Annotated in this window: 19 protein-coding genes and 1 pseudogene; 9 read left to right on the top strand and 11 right to left on the bottom strand. The window is 69.2% G+C overall.

Features of this window, described 5'->3' with window-relative positions; genetic code table 11:
- Nucleotides 1-50: 50 nt before the first annotated feature.
- A pseudogene (locus ACIQF0_RS34450) lies at nucleotides 51-1316 on the top strand (BTAD domain-containing putative transcriptional regulator); the annotation flags it as partial.
- A gap of 337 nt (nucleotides 1317-1653) precedes the next feature.
- Here the strand turns inward: ACIQF0_RS34450 and ACIQF0_RS34445 are convergent.
- The 3 genes from ACIQF0_RS34445 to ACIQF0_RS34435 are packed head-to-tail and all read right to left on the bottom strand — an operon-like array spanning nucleotide 1654 to nucleotide 2850.
- Nucleotides 1654-2016, bottom strand: a complete 363-nt coding sequence (locus ACIQF0_RS34445) for a MerR family transcriptional regulator (protein ID WP_360039766.1) — start codon at nucleotides 2014-2016, stop codon at nucleotides 1654-1656.
- 9 nt (nucleotides 2017-2025) lie between these two features.
- Nucleotides 2026-2385, bottom strand: coding sequence for a hypothetical protein (locus ACIQF0_RS34440; RefSeq protein ID WP_401036636.1), 360 nt, complete (start codon nucleotides 2383-2385; stop codon nucleotides 2026-2028).
- Between the two features lie 42 nt (nucleotides 2386-2427).
- Nucleotides 2428-2850, bottom strand: coding sequence for a hypothetical protein (locus ACIQF0_RS34435; RefSeq protein ID WP_401036634.1), 423 nt, complete (start codon nucleotides 2848-2850; stop codon nucleotides 2428-2430).
- A gap of 61 nt (nucleotides 2851-2911) precedes the next feature.
- On the opposite strand from ACIQF0_RS34435, the gene ACIQF0_RS34430 reads away from it, so the two are divergent.
- The gene (locus tag ACIQF0_RS34430; protein WP_360039775.1) at nucleotides 2912-3652 is read left to right on the top strand and encodes a hypothetical protein; all 741 of its coding nucleotides are present in this window, start codon (nucleotides 2912-2914) and stop codon (nucleotides 3650-3652) included.
- Here the strand turns inward: ACIQF0_RS34430 and ACIQF0_RS34425 are convergent.
- Nucleotides 3649-3864 (bottom strand): hypothetical protein, encoded by a 216-nt coding sequence (locus tag ACIQF0_RS34425; protein ID WP_401036631.1) that lies wholly within the window; start codon nucleotides 3862-3864, stop codon nucleotides 3649-3651. The two genes, ACIQF0_RS34430 and ACIQF0_RS34425, sit on opposite strands and share 4 nt — an antisense overlap.
- A gap of 111 nt (nucleotides 3865-3975) precedes the next feature.
- On the opposite strand from ACIQF0_RS34425, the gene ACIQF0_RS34420 reads away from it, so the two are divergent.
- Both ACIQF0_RS34420 and ACIQF0_RS34415 read left to right on the top strand, forming a co-directional pair.
- Entirely contained in the window at nucleotides 3976-6717 is a 2742-nt protein-coding gene (locus tag ACIQF0_RS34420; protein WP_401036628.1) for an ATP-binding protein, read from the top strand.
- Nucleotides 6718-6890: 173 nt separating this feature from the next.
- On the top strand, nucleotides 6891-7463 hold the full coding sequence (locus tag ACIQF0_RS34415; RefSeq protein ID WP_401036626.1) for a dihydrofolate reductase family protein: 573 nt from the start codon (nucleotides 6891-6893) through the stop codon (nucleotides 7461-7463).
- Nucleotide 7464: 1 nt separating this feature from the next.
- Here the strand turns inward: ACIQF0_RS34415 and ACIQF0_RS34410 are convergent, their stop codons facing one another.
- From ACIQF0_RS34410 to ACIQF0_RS34395, 4 genes are read right to left on the bottom strand one after another with little or no spacing between them, the layout of a single operon-like run.
- Entirely contained in the window at nucleotides 7465-8127 is a 663-nt protein-coding gene (locus ACIQF0_RS34410; protein WP_401036623.1) for an HAD family hydrolase, read from the bottom strand.
- Nucleotides 8124-8996, bottom strand: a complete 873-nt coding sequence (locus ACIQF0_RS34405; RefSeq protein WP_401036620.1) for a pseudouridine-5'-phosphate glycosidase — start codon at nucleotides 8994-8996, stop codon at nucleotides 8124-8126. Before ACIQF0_RS34405 ends, ACIQF0_RS34410 begins: the two co-directional genes overlap by 4 nt.
- A 7-nt stretch (nucleotides 8997-9003) precedes the next feature.
- Nucleotides 9004-9228 (bottom strand): tautomerase family protein, encoded by a 225-nt coding sequence (locus tag ACIQF0_RS34400; protein ID WP_360039792.1) that lies wholly within the window; start codon nucleotides 9226-9228, stop codon nucleotides 9004-9006.
- Between the two features lie 10 nt (nucleotides 9229-9238).
- Nucleotides 9239-13102 carry an amino acid adenylation domain-containing protein gene (locus tag ACIQF0_RS34395; RefSeq protein ID WP_401036617.1) on the bottom strand — a complete coding sequence of 1288 codons (3864 nt, stop codon included), beginning with the start codon at nucleotides 13100-13102 and terminating at the stop codon, nucleotides 9239-9241.
- A 253-nt stretch (nucleotides 13103-13355) separates the two neighbouring features.
- Between ACIQF0_RS34395 and ACIQF0_RS34390 the strand changes: the two genes are divergently transcribed.
- From ACIQF0_RS34390 to ACIQF0_RS34375, 4 genes are read left to right on the top strand one after another with little or no spacing between them, the layout of a single operon-like run.
- Nucleotides 13356-14003 carry an ABC transporter permease gene (locus ACIQF0_RS34390; RefSeq protein WP_401036615.1) on the top strand — a complete coding sequence of 216 codons (648 nt, stop codon included), beginning with the start codon at nucleotides 13356-13358 and terminating at the stop codon, nucleotides 14001-14003.
- On the top strand, nucleotides 13996-15108 hold the full coding sequence (locus ACIQF0_RS34385) for an ABC transporter ATP-binding protein (RefSeq protein WP_401036612.1): 1113 nt from the start codon (nucleotides 13996-13998) through the stop codon (nucleotides 15106-15108). Before ACIQF0_RS34390 ends, ACIQF0_RS34385 begins: the two co-directional genes overlap by 8 nt.
- Entirely contained in the window at nucleotides 15105-15839 is a 735-nt protein-coding gene (locus ACIQF0_RS34380) for an ABC transporter permease (RefSeq protein ID WP_401036609.1), read from the top strand. The genes ACIQF0_RS34385 and ACIQF0_RS34380 overlap by 4 nt, the downstream gene beginning before the upstream one ends.
- The gene (locus tag ACIQF0_RS34375) at nucleotides 15836-16789 is read left to right on the top strand and encodes a glycine betaine ABC transporter substrate-binding protein (RefSeq protein ID WP_401036606.1); all 954 of its coding nucleotides are present in this window, start codon (nucleotides 15836-15838) and stop codon (nucleotides 16787-16789) included. The genes ACIQF0_RS34380 and ACIQF0_RS34375 overlap by 4 nt, the downstream gene beginning before the upstream one ends.
- Here the strand turns inward: ACIQF0_RS34375 and ACIQF0_RS34370 are convergent, their stop codons facing one another.
- On the bottom strand, nucleotides 16790-17314 hold the full coding sequence (locus tag ACIQF0_RS34370; protein ID WP_401036603.1) for a hypothetical protein: 525 nt from the start codon (nucleotides 17312-17314) through the stop codon (nucleotides 16790-16792).
- 133 nt (nucleotides 17315-17447) lie between these two features.
- On the opposite strand from ACIQF0_RS34370, the gene ACIQF0_RS34365 reads away from it, so the two are divergent.
- Nucleotides 17448-17984 carry a hypothetical protein gene (locus ACIQF0_RS34365; protein WP_401036601.1) on the top strand — a complete coding sequence of 179 codons (537 nt, stop codon included), beginning with the start codon at nucleotides 17448-17450 and terminating at the stop codon, nucleotides 17982-17984.
- Here ACIQF0_RS34365 and ACIQF0_RS34360 read toward each other — a convergent pair.
- Both ACIQF0_RS34360 and ACIQF0_RS34355 read right to left on the bottom strand, forming a co-directional pair.
- Entirely contained in the window at nucleotides 17970-18263 is a 294-nt protein-coding gene (locus ACIQF0_RS34360; protein WP_319977958.1) for a SelT/SelW/SelH family protein, read from the bottom strand. The two genes, ACIQF0_RS34365 and ACIQF0_RS34360, sit on opposite strands and share 15 nt — an antisense overlap.
- Nucleotides 18260-19135, bottom strand: a complete 876-nt coding sequence (locus ACIQF0_RS34355) for a helix-turn-helix domain-containing protein (protein ID WP_401036597.1) — start codon at nucleotides 19133-19135, stop codon at nucleotides 18260-18262. Before ACIQF0_RS34355 ends, ACIQF0_RS34360 begins: the two co-directional genes overlap by 4 nt.
- Nucleotides 19136-19233 lie beyond the last annotated feature (98 nt).

The raw sequence follows: 19233 nt of genomic DNA, 5'->3' as shown, positions 1-19233 counted from the left end.
CAACTGTGTGATCGGCTGCTCAGCGGCCGTTCCCGTGCTCCTGAAGGGGAGTGTGGCTCGTGAAGTTCGGACTGCTCGGCGATGTCGAGGTCCGCGTCGGTGACCGGGTTCTGGACATCGGTCATTCCCGGCAGCGATGCGTGCTGGCGGTGTTGCTGGTGGAGGCGAACCGGCTGGTGCCCGTCGACGTGCTCGTGGATCGGGTGTGGGGCGAGAACGTGCCGCACCGGGCGCGCAACGCCGTCGCCGGATACGTGTCGCGGCTGCGGCAGGTGCTGCCGGACGAGGTGCGGATCGCCGGGCGGCAGGGCGGGTACGTGCTGACCGCCGACCCGATGTCCGTGGACCTGCACCGGTTTCACGCTCTCGTGGAACGGGCGCGCGCCCAGCCGGGCGAAGCCGTCGCGCTGCTGGATGAAGCGCTCGGGCTGTGGCGCGGCGAACCGTTCTCCACGGTGGACACCCCATGGCTCGCAGGGGTGCGCACGGCGTTGGAGGCGCGGCGGTTCGCGGCTCTGCTGGACCGCAACGATCTGGTGCTGGCGCAGGGAAGGCACGCCGAACTGCTGGCCGAACTCGAAGCGACGGCCACGGCGTTCCCGTTGGACGAACGGCTGGCGGGGCAGGTGATGCTGGCGCTGTACCGGTGCGGGCGGCAGGCGGACGCGTTGCTGCGCTACGAACAGGTCCGGCTGCGGCTGGCCGACGAACTGGGTGCCGACCTGGGGCCCGGGTTGCGGTTGCTGCACAGGAAGATCCTCACCGCGGACCTGGCGTTGCCGGCCGACGTGCCCCGGCAGCTGCCCGCGCCGCCGCGGTTCGCGGGCCGGGCCCGTGAGCTCGCCGCACTCGACGCCGCGCTGGCCTCGGGGCAGCGCATCGTGGCCGTGTCCGGCATGGCCGGTGTGGGCAAGACGGCGTTGGCGGTGCACTGGGCACATCGGGTCGTCGACCGGTTTCCCGGCGGGCAGCTGTTCGCCGACCTGCGAGGGTTCGGGCCGGGCGGACCGGCCGACGTGCCCGGCGCGGCGGGCAGGCGCATGCTCGTCCTGCTGGACAACGCCAGGGACGCGGACCAGGTCCGGCGGTTGTTGCCGCGCTTTCCCGGCTGCCTGGTGCTGGTCACGAGCCGCGACCGGCTGACAGGTCTGGTCGCCGCGGACGGCGCGCATCCCGTCCCGGTGGACCTGATGTCCACAGAGGACTCACGTGACCTGCTCGCCGGTCGTCTCGGCGGGCTCGCCGACGCCGGGTCCGTGACCGAGATCGTCACGAGGTGCGCCGGCCTGCCGCTCGCGCTGACCGTCGTGGCCGCGCGCATCGTCTGCACCGGGTTCGGGTTGCGGGAGATCGCGGCCGAACTGCGGGGCGGGCTCGACCCGTTCGACGGCGGTGATCCCGCCACGGACGTGCGCACGGTGTTCTCCTGGTCCTACCAGGCGTTGGGGCCGGAGGCGGCTCGGTTGTTCCGGCTGCTCGGCCACCACCCCGGTCCGGAGATCTCGGTGGAGGACGCCGCGGCACTCGCCGGAACGCCGCGGGTGCGGCCCTTGCTGGCCGAACTGGTCCGCGCACACCTGCTCGCCGAACTCCGGCCCGGTCGTTACGTCCTGCACGGTCTGCTGCGCGTGTACGCCGCGGAACTGGCCCTGCTCAGTCGCTCAGCGCCGCCACCACCGGGCACTGAGCCTGGACACCGTTCTCCGCGACGTCCAGCAACGCGAGCCGCACCCGGTCGAGGTCGCGCATCCGCTCCTCGATCTCGGCGACCTTGCCGGTGATCACGTCACCGACGTCGGGGGTCGTGGAGGCGGTGAGGATCTGCTCGACCTCGGTGAGCGTGAAGCCGAGCCGTGCCGCGCGGCGGATGAACTTCAACCGCTTCAACGCTTCCCGGTCGTAGTGGCGGTAGCCGCCGTGGGTGCGGGCGGTGGGCACGACGAGGCCGCGGCGTTCGTAGAACCGCACGGTGCTGATGCCCACCCCGGCGGCGCGGGCCAGTTCGGATATGCGCACCACCGGACGCTACCTCCGGACCAGTGCGCGCAGCTGCGCCGCGCCCCAGAACAGCTCCAGCACCAGGAACCCGGCCAGCGCCGGTGTGTGCCCGTTCCACAACGCCCACGCGAACCAGAGGCTGAACAGGGCGCGCCCGGCGGTGTCGGCGGCGATCAGCAACGGTTCGGGGCGCAGCCAGCGGACGATCGACCACATCACCACCACCGTGCCGAACAGCGTGGAGAACAGGAGTGTCTCCTTGGTGCGGGGCGTGCCGAGGAGGTCCAGCACCAGTGCGCCGGTCCAGGGCGTGACGAACGCGATGCTCGCCACGAGGTCGTACAGCGCGCCTGCTTTGCCCCAACGGGTCACGTGATCTTGTGTCATGCCGTTCACGATGAGCCCTGCACCGTGGTGCAGGGTCAAGCCCTATTTCCTGGTCAGCCAGAGGTATCCGCTGCCGAACACGACGGCCACCAGCCCCGCGCCCCACACGGTGAGAATCCCGAGACCTTCGTAGTTCTGTCGCGCCTCGGGACCGTAGACGGCTTCGTGGGCGCCGACGTCGTAGGCGCGCACAACGCTGCCTCGGCCGAGTTCGGGCCCGGTCGTGCCGTCCAGCCGGACGTCCTCGCGAGTCACCTTGCCGTCGTCGCTCGTGAAGGTGCCGTGCGGGCTGCTGCATCCGGCGCGCTTGCTGCAGGAGAAGCCCTCACCGATCACGTAGTTGCCCGGTGCGCCGAGGTCGAAGAGGACCCTGGCACCCAGCCACGCCCCCTGCGCGCAGAACAGCACCAGCAGGAATCCGGCCACGATCGACGCGCCGATCACGCCGCGGTGTGAATCGTCCACTTCCCACCCCCTGTCACCACTAACGTTGGCAGGCGAGTGGTTGTTGACCTGGAGGAGCCACGTGACCGGCCAGATCGTGCGCCACGCCGGCCAGATCGAGGCCGTGCGCGTGCGGTTCGCGGCCGTGCACCAGGCCAGCGCGGTCGTCGTCGGCGACGAGACCGTGTACGGGCGGCTGTGCCGATGGATCATCCACCCCGTCCTGGAGAAACACGCCCGGCAGGACGAGCTGGTCGCCTACGTCGAGGAGAACCTGCGGCTCATCGTGACCGGGTTGTACGACCTCTACGGCGTGCGGCCGCCTGATCCCGACCCCGTGCGGGAGGCCGCCGTGCCTTCGCTGGTCGCGCCGGTCGAGGACTCGGCACGGGCGGCGATGGAGCTGATCGGGCCGTTGCGGGACGTGCTGGACGACCTCACCGGACTGCCGGACGTCGTCGCCGCACACGCGATGACCTGGTACAACATCGCGGCCGAACAGCAGGACATGGCCGACGAGCTCGAAGGCCTGCTGGAGTACGACGCTCCTGAGTGGAGTGGTGCTCTGGAGCATCTGCGGTTGATGGGCCACAACATCGAGGCGATCCGCGGGCTCAGTTCGGTGTCGGCGGCGTTCGGGGAGATCACCGAGAGCGTCGGGGTGCTCGTCGCGCAGACCCGGCGGCTCGTGCGGGAGCTCGTGATCAGCCTGGCCGTGGCGCCGACGGACGCGACGCTGTGGCGGCTGGCGTGCCGGATCGCGGTGTACGGGGTGGCGCTCAACGCCACCCTCACGCACCTGGAGGACCGCCTCGAGGGTTAGGCCGCCCGTTGCGCGCGGCGGCGGGCGATCTGCGGCAGGAACCACATGTAGACGCCCGTTCCCATCAGGACGAACAACGGCAGCAGCGGCACGTACGACACCCACACCACCGAGTTGTCCACGGTCAGCGCGACGGCCGTGAAGACGACGGTGGCCATGAAGACCATGCTCACCACGCGGTGGAACTGACGGATTCCCTTGCTGCTGGCCATTTTCGCTGTCCTCCAGGGTCGTTGTTGAGGACAACGGTAAGAGAGCGGCGCCGGCCCCGCTTCTCGATTCCTGACCGGCTGCGGAACCAGGGCCTAGTACTGTCGGGCGCCATGCAGTTCCAGTCCCCGGTGCTGGTCGGCCGGGTCGAGGAGACCTCAGCACTGCGGGCCGCGGTGACCAGGGCCGAGCACCGTCGCGGCGGTGCGATGTTCCTGGTGGGGGAACCGGGGATCGGCAAGTCGCGGCTGGCGTCCGAGATCGCCGGGCACGCCTCGGGCCGCGGGTTTCGCGTGCTCAGGGGGCGGGCGAGCCGGGCGGTGCCGCTGCGGGCGCTGTGCGAGGCCGTTCTGTCGGCATTTCGCAAGGTCGGCGCACCCGATGAGCAGCAGCTCGGCGCCTATCTGCCCGTGCTGCTGCGGATGACCCCGGACGCGCCCGCCGGCGTTCCCGATCCGGCGGTGGTCAGGGCCGAGGCCGTCCTGCGGCTGCTCACCGCCGAGAAAACCCTTCTGGTGCTGGAGGATCTGCACGACGCGGACGGCGAGACCCTGGCCGTCGTCGACTACCTGCTCGACAACCTCGCGGACGAACCCGTCCTGCTGGTGGCCACGCTGCGGACGCATCCCGATGGCGCGCGACGACTGGCGGACGAGGCCACCGCACGCCGGGTGGCCGGGACACTGAGGCTGGCCGGGCTGACCGACGCAGAGGTCGCCGAACTCGCCCGCCACTGCCTGGGCGAACCCGCGCCGGCCGACGTGGTGAAGCAGCTGGCCGAGGTCTCCGACGGGGTGCCGTTCGTCGTCGAGGAGCTGATCAACGGTGACCTGCGGGCCGTGCCGCCCACCGTTGCGGCGGCCACACTCCACCGCGTCGACGCACTCGGGCCCGAGTGCGTCGCGCTGCTCGAAACCGCCGCGATCTTCGGGCGGACGTTCCCGCCCGACGTCGTCGCGGCCGTCGCGAACAGCACGGACGAGCTGTGGCAGGACGCCGAACGCGCGCAGCTCGTCCACGGCCACCAGTTCCGGCACGCGCTGACCGCCGACGCGATCACGGGCCGGATGACGCCGACCGCGCGGGCGACGCTCGCCAGAAGAGCCGCGAGAGCCGCGGAAGCGTTGCGTCCCACCGAGTTGGAGCTCATCGCCGAGCTGTGGGAGGTGGGCGGCGAGACCGCGAAGGCCGTGGGCTGCCTGGTGCGGGCCGGGAAGCACGCCGCCGCGCTCGGCCGGTTCGGCACCGCCGTCGAGCTGCTCGAACGCGGCCAGGCCCTGACCGGCGACCCGGACCTCACCGCGGATCTGCTCGACGCGCTCGCCCTCGTCCTGCCGCTGGCCGCGGTCGTCGTTCCCGCCGACAACGGCGCCAGGGCCTTCGCGCTGGGAGAACGACTGCAGCAGGCCCTGACCGCGGCCCACGCCCAGCCCGAACGCCGCGCGGCCGTCCGGCTCGCGCAGGCCAGGGTCGCCGCCGTCGCGGGCCAGTGGGAACGCGGCCTCGACCTGCTCGCGACGGCCAAGGAGACCTGCGCGACCGTCGACGTCGTCAAGGCGACGCTCCTGCTCGGGCTCAACCAGCTCGACCTGCTGCCCAAGGCCCGCGCGCTGGCCGAACGCGCCGCCGCCACGGGCACGCCGGAGATCGTCTGCGAAGCCCTCGAAGTGCTCACCCGGTGCACCAGAGGGCAGGACCTCGCCGAGGCCCGGCAGCACATCCAGCGCTGGCTCCAGGTCGCCGAACAGCACGGACTGGCGGCGTGGCGGCTGCGGGCGTTGCTGGAACTGGGGATCACCGACAAGTACCTGACGGCCGGCGTCGACACCCTGCTGGCCGCCCGCCAGGCCGCGTCGGACACCGGCGCGATCGTGATCCTGATAGCCGCCGATCTGCACCTGGGCGCCACCTATCTGGTGCGCGGCGAGTACGAGGAGTCCGCGAAGTACGGCGCGAGCGCGGGGAAGGCCGCCGGGAAACTGGGCCTGCACGCGTTGAAGGCGCTGGCCGTCGCGATCGAGGCCGGCATCGCCGCCATGCACGGCAACCGCAAGGCGACCGACCAGGCGCTGGCCCGGCTGCGTGACCACGGCGGGTCCGAGGAGATCTGGGCGTACAGCTCGGCGGTCTGCGCGTTGATGGAGGAGCAGTACGACCGCGCGCTGGCCGAGTTCGACGAGCTGGAGAACGCCGTCACGGAACCGCGCATCCTCCGCGGCACCTTCTACCAGGGCCCGCGGCTGCTGGTGCGGGTCGCGCACGGCCTCGCCGCCCGGCCGGAGTACGAACGACTGGCCGAGTCGCACCTGTCCCAGGTCCGGCTGCACCGCACGTACTTCGCGTGGAGCCGCGCGATCCTGCTGGGCCGCGAAGGCCAGGTCGCAGGGGCCAACGCCGCCGCCGCCGAGGCGCTCGACCTGAGCACCGGCCTCGGCCTGCCGCGCTACCTGGGGCTCAGACTCGCCGGGCCGAGCGCGCTGGCGGACGGCTGGGGCGAACCGCTCGAGTGGCTGCGCGAGGCCGAGGAGCACTTCCACCAGGAAGGTGTGCCCGCCGTCGCCGCCGCCTGCCGGGCCGTGCTGCGCGAGGCCGGCGCACCGCAGCAACGCCGCCGCCGTGACCACGAGACCGTGCCCGCCGACCTGCGCAAAGCCGGTGTCACCGTCCGCGAGTACGAGGTGCTGTGCCTGGTCGTGGACCGGTTCGGGAACGCCGAGATAGCGGAGCGGCTGTTCCTGTCCCCTCGAACGGTCGAACGCCACGTCGCGAGCCTCAAGGTCCGCACCGGCCGGCAGAGCCGGGCCGACCTCATCGCCTACGCCCGTCCGCTAATTGGGGGCTCTGTACCCATGTGAGCCGGGCCGCCGCCGGGAAGACTCCGTCACCTGACCGGCGGCGCTGGACTCGGTGGGGTGTTCAGCGCCGCCGTCACTCATGCCGGAAACTTTCTTGGCGCGAGATGTCGATACCGGGCATCTCCCGTTCGACGCACTGATGAGAGCAAGCGCGAACAACCAAGGAGAACCAGATGCGCACCCTGATCGCCACCGCCTTCGTCTCCCTCGACGGCGTCGTCGAGGCGCCCGGTGGCGAGCCCGGCCACCGCAGCTCCGGCTGGACCTTCAAGGACATCGAGTTCGACGAGGCCGCCTACGAGATCAAGGGCCGTGAGCAGGAAGAAGCCGCGGCCATGATGATGGGCCGGGTCAGCTACGAGGCGTTCGCGCCGGTGTGGCCGACGCTCGACTACTTCCCGCAGTACAACGCGATGCCGAAGTACGTCGTGTCCAGCACGCTCAAGGACGACCAGCTGGTCGACAACTGGGGCGACATCACGATCCTGCGCTCGCTGGACGACGTCGCCGCGCTCAAGGAGACCGAGGGCGGCCCGATCTCGTTGCACGGCAGCGCGACGCTGAACCGCAACCTCTCCGACGCGGGCCTGATCGACCGCTACCACCTGCTGGTGTTCCCGGTGCTGCTCGGCGCGGGCAAGCGGCTGTTCAGCGAGACCGACAAGGACAAGCAGATGCTCAAGGTCGTGGAGAGCGAGACGTACGCGAACGGCATCCAGAAGCTGGTCTACGACGTCGTGCGCTGAATCAGGTGCACTCTCGCACCGCGGCCACCACGCCGGCGAACGAGTCGACCAGCCAGGTCGGGTTCGCGCTGAGCAGCTGGTCGACGCTGTGCACGCCGTAGCTGACGGCGACGGACGACATCCCGGCACCGTGCGCCATGTGGATGTCGTGCGTGGTGTCGCCGACCATGACCGCGTTCGCCGGTGCCACGCCGAGCCTGCGCAGCACGAGGAGACCGGACTCCGGATCGGGCTTGGGTTTCGCGACCTGGTCCGCGCCGACCACGACGGAGAACTCCTCGCGCAGGCCGGCGGCGGTGAGCAGCGCCTCGGCGTTCACGATGAACTTGCTCGTCGCGACGGCGAGCCGGAAACCGTCCTCCCGCAACGCCTGCAGCCCGTCGTACACACCGGGGAACACCAGCTGCGTCGCCATCGGCAGCACGATCTTGCGGAACGTCGCCTGGTAGACCTCGACGCAGGCCGTGACGACCGGCTCGTCCTCGGGGACCCCGAGGACCTTCGCGAACGCGGACGGCAGCGGCAGCCCGATCGTGGCGCGGATGGTCGCCGAGTCCACCGTGGGCAGGTCGAGCTGGGCGAACACCGCGGCGAACGTCGTGACGATCCCGCGCGGGGAGTCGACCAGCGTGCCGTCCAGGTCGAAGATCGCGCAACGGTTCACGAGGAGAACTCCTTCGCGTGGGCGGCGGCGAGCTCCCCGGCGACCTCGGCGGTGTTGATCAGCACCGCCATCGTCGCCTTCGCGGAACGCCCCTCCGTCGCGCGGTCAACGGCACGCTCAAGGTACTTCGTTCCCGCGGCGAGCACGGCTGTGATCACGGCCTCCATCTCGGCGCTGTCGATGGCGTCCGCGGGCTTGGTCGGTGTGGTGACGAGGAACGAGCCGCGGCTGCCGAGCGACCAGTGGCTCTCGATCGCACGGGCGAGCACGGCCGGTTCGTCGACGCGGTGCGGACTGCGCAGTCCGCTGGACACGCAGTAGAACGCGGGGAAGTCGTCCGACCGGTGGGCGACGACCGGAACGCCGTGCGTCTCCAGGAACTCCAGCGTGAGGCCGAGGTCGAGGGTGCTCCTGGCACCCGCGCAGACCACCGCGACCTTCGAGCGGGTGAACTGGACCAGGTCCGGCGAGACGCGGCGCGCATCGCGGTGCACGCCGCCGATCGCGGCCGTCGACAGGAACTTCAGCCCTGCCAGCTCGGCCGCGATCAACGTGGACGCGACGGTGGTCGCGGCCGTCGTCCTGCGGGCCAGCACGACCGGGAGATCCCGGTTGCCGGCCCGCGGCACACCTGGTGTGGAAGCGAACCGCTCGAGCTCGGTCTCCGAGAGACCGACGAGGATCCGGCCCTTGTCGACGCCGATCGTGGCGGGCACCGACCCGCTCGCCCGCACCGCGTCCTCGACCAGGCGCGCGGTCTCGGCGCTGTCCTGGCCGGACCTGAGCACGTCCGACGGCAGCGCCACGACGGGTTGCCCCGCCGTGATCGCCTCGGCCACTTCCTCGCCGTACACCAGGGGAATGTTCATCGGCACCTCAGTAGCTCGGGGTCTTGCGCAGGAACTCCTTGCGTTCCAAGATCTCCGGCGCGTAGACCTGTTCCTGCCACGCCTGCGGGTCGACCGGTTCCACGGCGATCGACACGACGCCCTCGTCGCAGCCGAACGCCCGTGTCACCGCCTCGGTGATGGCCGAGACCAGCTCGGACGTCTGCTCCTCGTTGAGCGGGGCGGGGAAGTGCTTGATGTTCACGTGCGGCACCGCGACCTCCTCACGACTGGCCTCCCGCGATGGCGAGAGTGACCGCCTTGGTGACGGCCGCGATCAGTTCGGCCATCTGCTCGTCGGACAGCAGCACCGGCACCGCCGCCGCTTCCTTGCGCACGGTGGCGTTCTGCTCCATCGACGCCAGCAGCTCGTCGATGTCGGGCTCGCGCAGCAGGCTGTAGTGGTCGGCCTCCAGCTCGACGACCACCGGGTCGGTGACCGAGAAGCCCTCGCTGCCCTCGATGAACGAGTAGTCGTCGCCCTGCGCCTTGAAGATCGTGAGCGGCGCGGTGATCGTGCGCTGGGCCAGTTCGCTGAAGGTGTACTTGAAGGAGAACGTCTCGGTGACGATCTTGATGATCCGCCGCACGAGCTCGCTGTCGAGGTCGCGGAACTCACCGCTGATGAACGCCGCGAAGCTGTCCTCGTCCTTCGCGACCTCCAGGCACCGGCTCAGCCGGGCGTCGGTGATGCTGCCCGCGAAGACCGAGAACAGGATCGTCACGAACGCGCTGTTGTCGTAGGAGGCCTCGTCGCTGTCCCGCTCCGAGCGCACCTTCGGCGACCCCGGCGCGATCAGGTACAGGTTCGCGATCTCCTCGCCCGCCTGCTCCAGCTGGTAGGCCGTCTCGAACGCGACCCGCGCGCCGAAGGAGTAGCCCCACAACGTGTACGGGCCCTCCGGCTGCACTTCCTTGATGGCCTCGATGTCGGCCGCGGCCATCTCGCGGATCGTGCTGTACGGCGTCTCGCCCGCGTTGATGCCGTGCGCCTGCACGCCGTAGAACGGGCGCTCCGAACGACTTGCGAGCGTGCGCAGGTTCATCGGGTAGCCGCCCAGACCCGGCCAGCAGAACACCGGCACCGCGTCTCCGTTGGGCTGCAACGGGACCAGCCGGGAGATCGGGCCCTCGTGCAGGCCGTCGACGCGCCGGGAGAGCTGCTCGATGGTCGGCGACTCGAACAGCACCTGCAACGGCAGGGTGGTGCCGAAGTCCTTGTTGATGCGGTTGACCAGGCCGACCGCGATCAACGAGTTGCCGCCGGTCTCGAAGAAGTCGTCGTGCGTCGAGACGGTCTCGCGCTTCATCAGCTTCTTCCACATCTCGCTGATGCGGCGCTCGGTGATGGTGCGCGGCGCGACGAACGGCCGGTCCTGGTCGTCGACGTTGGTCTTGTCCGACTTCTCCAGGGCCTTGACGTCGATCTTGCCGTTCGCGGTGACCGGCAACGCGTCCAGCACCACGACCTTGTTCGGGATCATGTAGTCCGGCAGGAAGTTGACCAGGTCGTCGCGGATCAGCTCGGCCGGGCCCTTCATGTGGACGACGTCCTCCTTCATCCCGGGGCTGCGGCGCTGGTCGTAGGAGACCTTGCCGCCCAGGAAGAAGTACGACGGCCCGTCGCTGCGGCCGGCGGCCTTCAGGATGTCGCAGATGCGCTTGGCCGACGGGAGGTCGTTGTTCGACTTCGAGCTGTAACCCGACGACATGAAGCCGAGGTCGACGTCGTTGGCGGACAGGCGGTGCATCGTCCGGCCGAGGTCGATGTAGCGCCGCCACAGCTCCGTGGACCGGCCGATGGCGCTGATGCCGAAGCTCGCGCGCTCGTACACCGCCTGGTTGATGGCGATGACGTGCTTGCGCAGCACCAGGTCGTCGGACACGCGCTCGAACTCGCCGTCGGCGTAGCGGTATTGGCCGCCGGGCAGGTTCGTGACGCGGCCGGGGTGCGTCTGGACGTAGACGTCGACGTCGTCCTCGCGGATGCCGGTGTAGGCGCACAGTTCGAACGTGCCGAGGTAGTAGTCCTCGTCGGCGACGTCCAGCTGGTCCTTGGTCTCCGGGGTGTGCGCGGCGGCCGTGATGTCGAGTCCGTAGCCGGGCAACACCTCTTCGAAGAGCCCGACCATGTGGCCGGTCTCGATCTCCAGGACCTCCTGGATGTTGTTGAGGTACACCGACTCGATCGCTGCCTTGCGTCCGATGAAGTGCAGTTTCGCCTGCGCCTCATAGCTTTCCGGCAGTGACGAGATCAGCACGAGCTGGTGGCGCAGCGGGTGGTAGTAGTACAACCCGCTCGGCAGGCCCGCGATGTGGTGCAGTTCCAGGTGGAGCTGGGTCGCGTAGAGCGAGCCCGGTGACGCGTAGCCGTACTTCGGCAGCAACCGCTGGTCGCTGAAGTGCGCGCCGAAGTAGCGCAGGATCTCGCCCAGTTCCGCGAAGTGGATGGCCTTCGGGTCCTTGGAGCCCGCGCCGATCGGCTTGCGCTCCAGCAACCGCCGCAGGTCGGCGTCGGTGACCTGGCCGCCCTCGTAGAAGCGGTAGGACTTGCGCGAGAAGACGACCTTCCGTTGCAGGCACGAGGCTTCCTCGCCGGGCAGTTCGAAGCTCTGCCGCTCGCTGAGGTCGTCGCGCACGCCGGGGTTCGACAGCTGCGCGCGGACCTGCAGGCGGCTCGACTTCGACTGGTGGTGCGAGCCGGAGTTGCCCTGGTCCATCAGGGCGGCTTCCTTGGGGTTCAGCTCCACGCACGCGATCAGGTTCTGGAACCCCGTGCGCTCGTCCTCCTTGACGATCACCGCCGCGTTGCGCACCCAGTCGTGCGTCTCGATCGCGAGCCGGATCTCGTCCAGCTCGACCCGGTAGCCGCGCAGCTTGACCTGACTGTCGGCCCGTCCGGCGAACTGCACGGTGCCGTCGAGGTTCTGCGTCACGAGGTCGCCGGTGCGGAACATGCCGTCCACGAACCGTTCCTCGGTCAGCTCCGGCTGGTGCAGGTAGCCGCGGGCGACCTGGACGCCACCGATGTAGAGCTCGCCTATCTCGCCCGGCGTGACCATGTCGCGGTTGGCGTCGAGCACCAGGTACGTCGTGTTCGCGACCGGGAGGCCGATCGAGATGGACTTCGGCGCCTCGGCGAGTTCGGCGGGGTCGACCACGTGCGACGACGAGTTGATCGTCGTCTCCGTGGGGCCGTAGAGGTTGATGAGCCGGACGTTCGGCATGTCCGCGACGAACGCCTGGGCCAGTGTGCGGGACAACGCCTCGCCACCGCTGAATACCTGCTTCAGCGACGTGACGGTGTGGAACTCCTCGGTGTCGATCAACGCCTGGAGCAGCGTCGGCACGCACTGCAGCGTGGTGACGCCGTGCTCCCGCATGGTGTCGATCAACATCTCGGGGTCGCGGTAGATGCCGGGACGGCCCATCACCACGGTGCTGCCGACCGCGGGGGCCAGGATCTCCCACTGCGCCGCGTCGAAGCTCATCGGCGTCTTCTGCACCACGCGCTTCGTGCCGTCGATGGCGTGGGTGTCGTGCAGCCACAGCATCTGGTTGACGATGCTGCGGTGCTCGATCATCACGCCCTTGGGCCGGCCGGTGCTGCCCGAGGTGTAGATGATGTACGCGAGGCTGTTGTGAGCGGGGGAGAAGCCGTCGTCGAACGCCTCGTCGCAGTCGTCGAGCGTGACGATTCTCGTGGTGCTGGGCGCGAGTTCGGCCAGGCGTTGCTTCAGCGCGGGCTGCGTCACGACGACCTTCGTGCGCGAGTCCTCGATCATGTACCGGAGCCGCTCCTCCGGGTACTCCGGGCTCAGCGGCAGATAGGCGCCTCCTCCGCAGAGGATTCCCCAGGCGCCGACCACCAGGTCGAGCGATGGTTCGACGAACATGCCGACGCAGTCGTCCTCGCTGATGCCGAGGCGGCGCAGATGCGTGGCGAGCGCGGAACTCTGCTCGAAGAGTTCGCCGTAGGTGATGCTTTCTTCACCGAAGACGACGGCTGTGCGATCGGGGTGTTCCTCCACCTGCTTGCGCAGCAGGTCCGGGAGGCAGCCGCCGTCCACTTCAGCTTCGTGCGACATCTCAGAAATCCCCCAAGCGGTCGACAGGCATGAGTGGTGCGAGCGCGTTCTTGGTTAGTTGAAGAACGTATGAGTAACGGCTCGAAACCCACTGGAGTGATCTGCCCGGTGGTCAGCCGAGGAGGTCTACCAGAACAGCCTTGAACGGCAACGGATTCCCGCCCGTTGAGACGGGTGGTTCGGTGGCGAATGGTTGCCTGACCGTCCACAGTGGTGTTGGGTAGACGCCAACTTCGAGGGCGGGGCCACGAGGATGAATGTTCTGCAGTACGTGGCCGATCGGTGGGATCGGCTGTCTTTGCAAGCGTTTTTGCACGTCAGTGCCGTTGTGCAGTGCACAGTCCTGGCGACTGTGCTCGGTGTGGCGATCGGGGTCGCGGTCTATCGCAGCCCGGCCGGATCAGCGCTGGCCACGGCGTTGGCGAGCACGATTCTGACCATTCCGTCGTTCGCGCTGCTGGCGTTGCTGATTCCGGTGTTCGGGCTGGGCGCGAACACGACTGTCGTCGCATTGGTGCTTTACGCCTTGTTGCCAATAGTTCGCAACACGGTCGTGGGACTGGCCGGAGTGGATCCGGCTGTGAGTGATGCCGCAAGAGGGATTGGGATGAGCAGATTCGGGGTACTCGCGCGCGTTGAGTTGCGCTTGGCGTGGCCCACGATTCTGGCCGGAATGCGGGTCGCGACGCAGATGCTGATGGGTATTGCCGTGATCGCGGCGTATGCGAAAGGACCGGGTTTGGGATCAGAGGTGTTCTCCGGACTCGCGAACGCGGGCAGTGCGAACTCGATGAACCAGGCCCTCACCGGAACGATCGGCGTGGTGATCCTCGCCCTGCTGCTCGACGGCGTGTACGTGCTGGTCAACCGTTTCACCGTGTCGAGGGGCGTCCGTGGCTGAAGGCATCGAGATCCGGCTCGACCACGTCACCAAGCGGTATCCGGGGCAGAAGGCGGCGGCGGTCGACGACTTCTCGATGGTCGTGCCCGCCGGGCAGATCGTCGTGTTCGTCGGGCCGTCCGGCTGCGGCAAGACGACGACCATGCGGATGATCAACCGGTTGATCGAGCCGACGTCCGGCACGATCACGATCGGCGGCGAGGACGCGCTGAGGATCGACCCGGACGACCTGCGACGGCGCGTCGGCTACGCGATCCAGCAGGCGGGGTTGTTCCCGCACTTCACGGTGGCGCAGAGCATCGGGATCGTGCCGGGGCTGCTCGGCTGGGACAAGAAGAAGATCGCGGCCCGCGTCGAGGAGATGATGGACCTCGTCGGGCTCGATCCCGGCGAGTTCTCCGACCGCTTCCCGCGTCAGCTCTCGGGTGGCCAGCAGCAACGGGTCGGCGTCGCCCGCGCGTTGGCCGCCGATCCGCCGGTGCTGCTGATGGACGAACCGTTCGGCGCGGTCGACCCGATCACCCGCGGTCACCTGCAGGACGAGTTGCTGCGGCTGCAGAGCGAGCTTCGCAAGACGATCGTGTTCGTCACGCACGACTTCGACGAGGCCGTGAAGCTCGGCGACAGGATCGCCGTGCTGGGTGACCGGTCCACGATCCTGCAGTACGACACCCCCGACGCGATCCTCGCCAACCCTGCGGACGACACGGTGGCCGGGTTCGTCGGCGCCGGTGCGTCGTTGAAGGCGCTGACGCTGACGCGGGTGCGGGACGTCGAACTGGGCCAGGCCGTCACGGCGCGCGCGGACGCCGATCCGTCCACTGTGGAGACCGGTGACGCGAAGTTCGTGCTGGTGCTCGACCAGCGCGACCGGCCGGTGCGGTGGGTGCGGGCGAGCGAGCTGAAGCGTGCGACGTCGCTGCATCGCATCGGCCAGCCGGTGCAGGACTCGGTGTCGCTGCAGTCGACGTTGCGGGACGCGCTGGAGGCGATGATCACCGAGGGAGGCCACGCCGTCGTCACCGGTGGCCGCGGCGAGTACGTCGGCACGATCGACCTCTCGACCGTCACCGAGGTCGTGCAGCAGCTGAGGGCGAACGCATGACGGCCGGGCGGATCCGGTTCTGGGCGCAGCCCGTCGCGGTGCTGCTGATCGTCGGCGGTGTGCTGGCGTGGGTGTTCTCCGGTGAGCTGACGGCGACCGAGAAGGGCACGCTGAACGCGTCGTCGTTGCTGACCGCGCTGCGCGACCACCTGGCGATGACGGTCGTGGTGACCGCGATCGTGGTGGTGGTCGCGGTACCGGCCGGGATCGTCGTGACCAGGTCGTGGGCCCGCTTTCTCGCACCGGTGTTCCTGGCGGTCGCGAACGTCGGCCAGGCCGCGCCCGCACTGGGCGTGCTGGTGCTGTGGTTCCTGGTCACCGGTGCTTCCGGCGGGCTGTGGGTGGCCGCGCTGCCGCTCGCGTTCTACTCGCTGCTCCCCGTGCTGCGCAACACGATCGTCGGCATCCAGCAGGTCGATCCGTCCCTTGTGGACTCCGGCAGGGGCATCGGCATGTCCGCGTCCGCCGTGCTGTGGCGCGTCGAGCTCCCGCTGGCCGTTCCGCTGATCCTGGCCGGTCTGCGCACCGCGCTGGTGCTCGCGGTCGGCACGGCGACGTTCGGCCTGTTCGTCAACGCGGGCGGGTTCGGTTTGCTGATCGACACCGGCTACAAGCTGAACCTGGTGAAGGTCCTGGTGACCGGCTCGGCGCTGGCGGCGGGACTCGCGCTGCTGGTCGACTGGGTCGGCGCGGTGATCGAGCAGTGGTTCGGCCCCAAGGGGGTCCGATGAGGAAGTTCGCACTCGTTCTGGTGCTCTGCTTGGCCGGCTGCGGCCTGGACGTCAACAGCGCGTTGCCCTACAAGGTGCTGCCGGGCTCGATCCAACCCGAGCAGTCCCTCCAGGGCGTCGAGATCACCGTGGGGTCCAAGGACTTCACCGAGAACATCCTGCTCGGCTACCTGGCCGAGATGGCGTTGTCCGCGGCGGGTGCCGACGTCGTGGACCTGACCGACCTGAAGGGCTCGCAGACCGCCCGGCAGGCGTTGCTGAACGGCGAGGTCGACGTCACCTGGGAGTACACCGGCACGGGTTGGATCAACTACCAGGGCAACGAGCTTCCGGTGCCCGGCGGCGAACAGGCGCAGTACGACGCCACGAAGAAGGCCGACCTGGAGAGGTACGGCGTCGAGTGGCTGGCCTACTCGCCGCTCAACGACCAGTACGCGTTCGCCGTCACCGAGGCCTATGGCGAGCAACACGGCCTGAAGACCACCTCGGACCTGGCGGCGTTCCTGACCCAGAACCCGGACCAGGCGGTGTTCTGCCTGGAGACCGAGTTCACCAGCCGTCAGGACGGTTTCCCGGCCGCGCAACGTACCTACGGCCTCCCGACGACCGAGGTGAAGAACTTCGGCATCGGCACGATCTACTCGGCCGTCGCGGGCGGCACCTGCCCGGTCGGTGAGGTGTTCACGACCGACGGCCGCATCGCCGCGCAGAAGCTCCGCGTGCTGGAGGACGACAAGAAGGCGTTCCCGCAGTACAACGTCGCACCGACCGTGCGCGCCGAGTTCCTCGCCGAGTACCCGCAGATCCGCGGCCCGCTGGAGGAGGTGAGCGCCGCGCTGACCAACGACCAGATGATCGAGCTGTGCCGTCAGGTGGACGTGGAGGGCAGGGACGCGGGCGAGGTGGCGCGCGACTGGATGGTGTCGAAGGGGTTCATCAGGACGGACTGATCAGCGCATCGCCCGTCCGACCGGCGGCAGCACCGAGACCATCGCGGCGGCCAGCCACAGCATCAGCGCGATGCCCGGCACGATGATCAGCGTGCCGCCGTGGTTGATCGTCAGCCGGACGACGGCGAAGACGTAGTAGGCGACCACGAGGAACCCGAGCCCGGCGAGGATCCAGCGCGCGAACCCGAGCCGGGCGATCACCAGCGCGGCGAGCAGCAGCACCACGCCGCCCGCGACGTAGGTCGCGACGATCGCCGGGTCGCCGTTGGCGATGAAGCCGCGCCCGAAGGCCAGTCCGAGCAACGCGACGGCGGCCTCCGGGGTCTGCCGGATGCCCTTGCCGTCGGCGGAGTTCAGCCCGGCCAGCACGAAGCACAGCACCGCGACCAGCAGCCACAGTCCACCCGCGAGGAACGCCGGCGCGACACTCGGGCGCAACGGCTGGCCCCAGCCGGGGGCGGGGCCGTAACCCTGGCCGTGTCCCTGCGGCGGCTGCTGCGCCTGCCAACCCTGGTTCGGATGCACGGCAGCCACCCTACGAGCCGTGAGGCCAGGCCGCAGGGAATTCGCAGAAGGCTCAGAGCGGCAGGCGTTTTGCCCGATTGACGTTGCCTGTCCGGCGCGGGAGGTTGTGGGGAAACCGAAGGGGGAGAACCGAATGCGCACAACCCTGTTAGGTGTCGTGCTGGCCTTGGGCGGCATGGTGGTCGTGGTAGGACCGGCGAGCGCGGCGGGACCGTGCTCGGTCAACTCGACGCGGGCGACTCCGGGCGGCTACGTCGCCAAGATGACCTGCTCCAGTCCGGACACGTTCATCGACGGGTACGGCAGCACGACCGGTGACGCGAACCGGGAAGGCTTGCTGCTGCGGCAGTTCCAGAGCAACGGCGGTCCGTTGTGCAGCGGCGACGGCAGCCGTGCGGACGTCGGCGGTTTCAGGATCAGCATGTCGTGCGCCAAACCGACCTCGTTCGTCGACGCGTTCGGCACCACGCTCACGGACGCGGCGCGGGAAGCCCGGCTGCTCAAGGAGATCGCGCCCGGCCGGTTCTGCACGCACGACCGCGTGCGCGCCGTCTCCGGCGGGTACGAGGTCTCGGGCGGCTGCACGAAGCCGACCATCTGGTTCAGCGGTGTCGGTGCCACCGTGACGCAGGCCGCGGAGAACGCGCGACTGTCCTCAGGCGTCGGCTGAGTTCTTGCGATCGGTGTGGCCCAGAGACCGTTCCGGCGCCACCCGGTCGCGCACGAGCTGCTTGAGCACGGCGAGGTCCGGGAAGCCCTCCTGAACCTTCCGCGACCACAGGGTCTCGCCGTCGAGCCGCACGTCGAACACACCTCCGGTGCCGGGGATCAGCGCGACCTCGCCCAGTTCCGCGGTGAACGTGGTCAGCAGCTCCTGCGCGGTCCAGCCGGCACGCAGCAGCCAGCGGCACTGGGTGCAGTACTCGATCTCCAGACGCGGTGTCCTCATGCCTGAGTATGAACAGACGTCCCGGTGCGGGTCGCGTCCTTGCCCCAGCTGGCCAGCAGCTGCAGCGCCTCGGCGGACGGGGTGCCGGGCTCCGCGTGGTAGCTGCTCAGGAACAGGTCGGGCTCGGACGGCATCCGCAGCGTCTCGTAGGAGAGCGTCATCTCGCCGACGAGCGGGTGGCGGAGCGTCTTCGTGCCGAACGTCTTCTCCTTGACGTCGTGGCGGGCCCAGAGCTGCCGGAACAGCTCGCTCTTCACCGATAGCTCGCCGATCAGGCCGGTCAGCTCGGGGTCGTTCGGGAAGCAACCCGCGTCCATCCGCAGGAACGCGACGACGTCGGCGGCCTTGCTCTCCCAGTTGACGAAGAGCTGCTGGCAGGAGGTGTTCAGGAAGATCAGCCGCGCCCAGTTCCGGTCGCGTGGCTCGAGCTCGGACCAGTCGCCGAACAACGCCGCGGCCATCGGGTTCCACGCGTAGATGTCCGTGCGCCGCCCACCGATGTACGCGGGCACACCCAGGTTGTCGAGCAGGTGCCTGAGCGCCGGCCGGACCTCGCGGGTGACCCTCTTCTTCCTGCTGTTGCCGTACGGGCAGTTCGTGAGGTTGCGCAGGTGCGTCTGCTCGGTCTCGTTGAGCCGCAACGCACGTGCGATCGAGTCGAGCACCTCGTCCGAGACGTTGCGGCCGTTGCCCTGCTCAAGCCGTGTGTAGTACGCCACGGAAACGCCTGCGAGCTGCGCCAGTTCCTCACGGCGCAAGCCCGGCACACGGCGCGTGCGGCCGTAACGGGGCAGCCCGACGTCGTCGGGGGACAGCCGCGCCCGGCGGCTGCGCAGGAACTCGCTCAGCTCGGTGCGCGGGTCTACGTCCATGCGTCCGAGTATCCCCGGCCAGGGCGAACCGTGCCTGCTACTGCTGGTAGTAGGCACGCCAGACGTACGAAGAGCAGGTGTCTGGGTAGCTCTCCCGA

The sequence above is a fragment of the Lentzea sp. NPDC092896 genome, from assembly GCF_044754905.1.
GTDB lineage: Bacteria > Actinomycetota > Actinomycetes > Mycobacteriales > Pseudonocardiaceae > Lentzea.
Note: the sequence above shows the minus strand (reverse complement) of the source record. Positions and strands in the feature narration are given on the sequence as shown.

Coding starts and splice junctions, on each gene's coding strand:
- ACIQF0_RS34440 (WP_401036636.1), bottom strand. CDS start 2,385: ATGACACAAGATCACGTGACCCGTTGGGGCAAAGCAGGCGCGCTGTAC.
- ACIQF0_RS34425 (WP_401036631.1), bottom strand. CDS start 3,864: ATGGCCAGCAGCAAGGGAATCCGTCAGTTCCACCGCGTGGTGAGCATG.
- ACIQF0_RS34420 (WP_401036628.1), top strand. CDS start 3,976: ATGCAGTTCCAGTCCCCGGTGCTGGTCGGCCGGGTCGAGGAGACCTCA.
- ACIQF0_RS34415 (WP_401036626.1), top strand. CDS start 6,891: ATGCGCACCCTGATCGCCACCGCCTTCGTCTCCCTCGACGGCGTCGTC.
- ACIQF0_RS34405 (WP_401036620.1), bottom strand. CDS start 8,996: ATGAACATTCCCCTGGTGTACGGCGAGGAAGTGGCCGAGGCGATCACG.
- ACIQF0_RS34395 (WP_401036617.1), bottom strand. CDS start 13,102: ATGTCGCACGAAGCTGAAGTGGACGGCGGCTGCCTCCCGGACCTGCTG.
- ACIQF0_RS34390 (WP_401036615.1), top strand. CDS start 13,356: ATGAATGTTCTGCAGTACGTGGCCGATCGGTGGGATCGGCTGTCTTTG.
- ACIQF0_RS34380 (WP_401036609.1), top strand. CDS start 15,105: ATGACGGCCGGGCGGATCCGGTTCTGGGCGCAGCCCGTCGCGGTGCTG.
- ACIQF0_RS34375 (WP_401036606.1), top strand. CDS start 15,836: ATGAGGAAGTTCGCACTCGTTCTGGTGCTCTGCTTGGCCGGCTGCGGC.
- ACIQF0_RS34365 (WP_401036601.1), top strand. CDS start 17,448: ATGCGCACAACCCTGTTAGGTGTCGTGCTGGCCTTGGGCGGCATGGTG.
- ACIQF0_RS34360 (WP_319977958.1), bottom strand. CDS start 18,263: ATGAGGACACCGCGTCTGGAGATCGAGTACTGCACCCAGTGCCGCTGG.
- ACIQF0_RS34355 (WP_401036597.1), bottom strand. CDS start 19,135: ATGGACGTAGACCCGCGCACCGAGCTGAGCGAGTTCCTGCGCAGCCGC.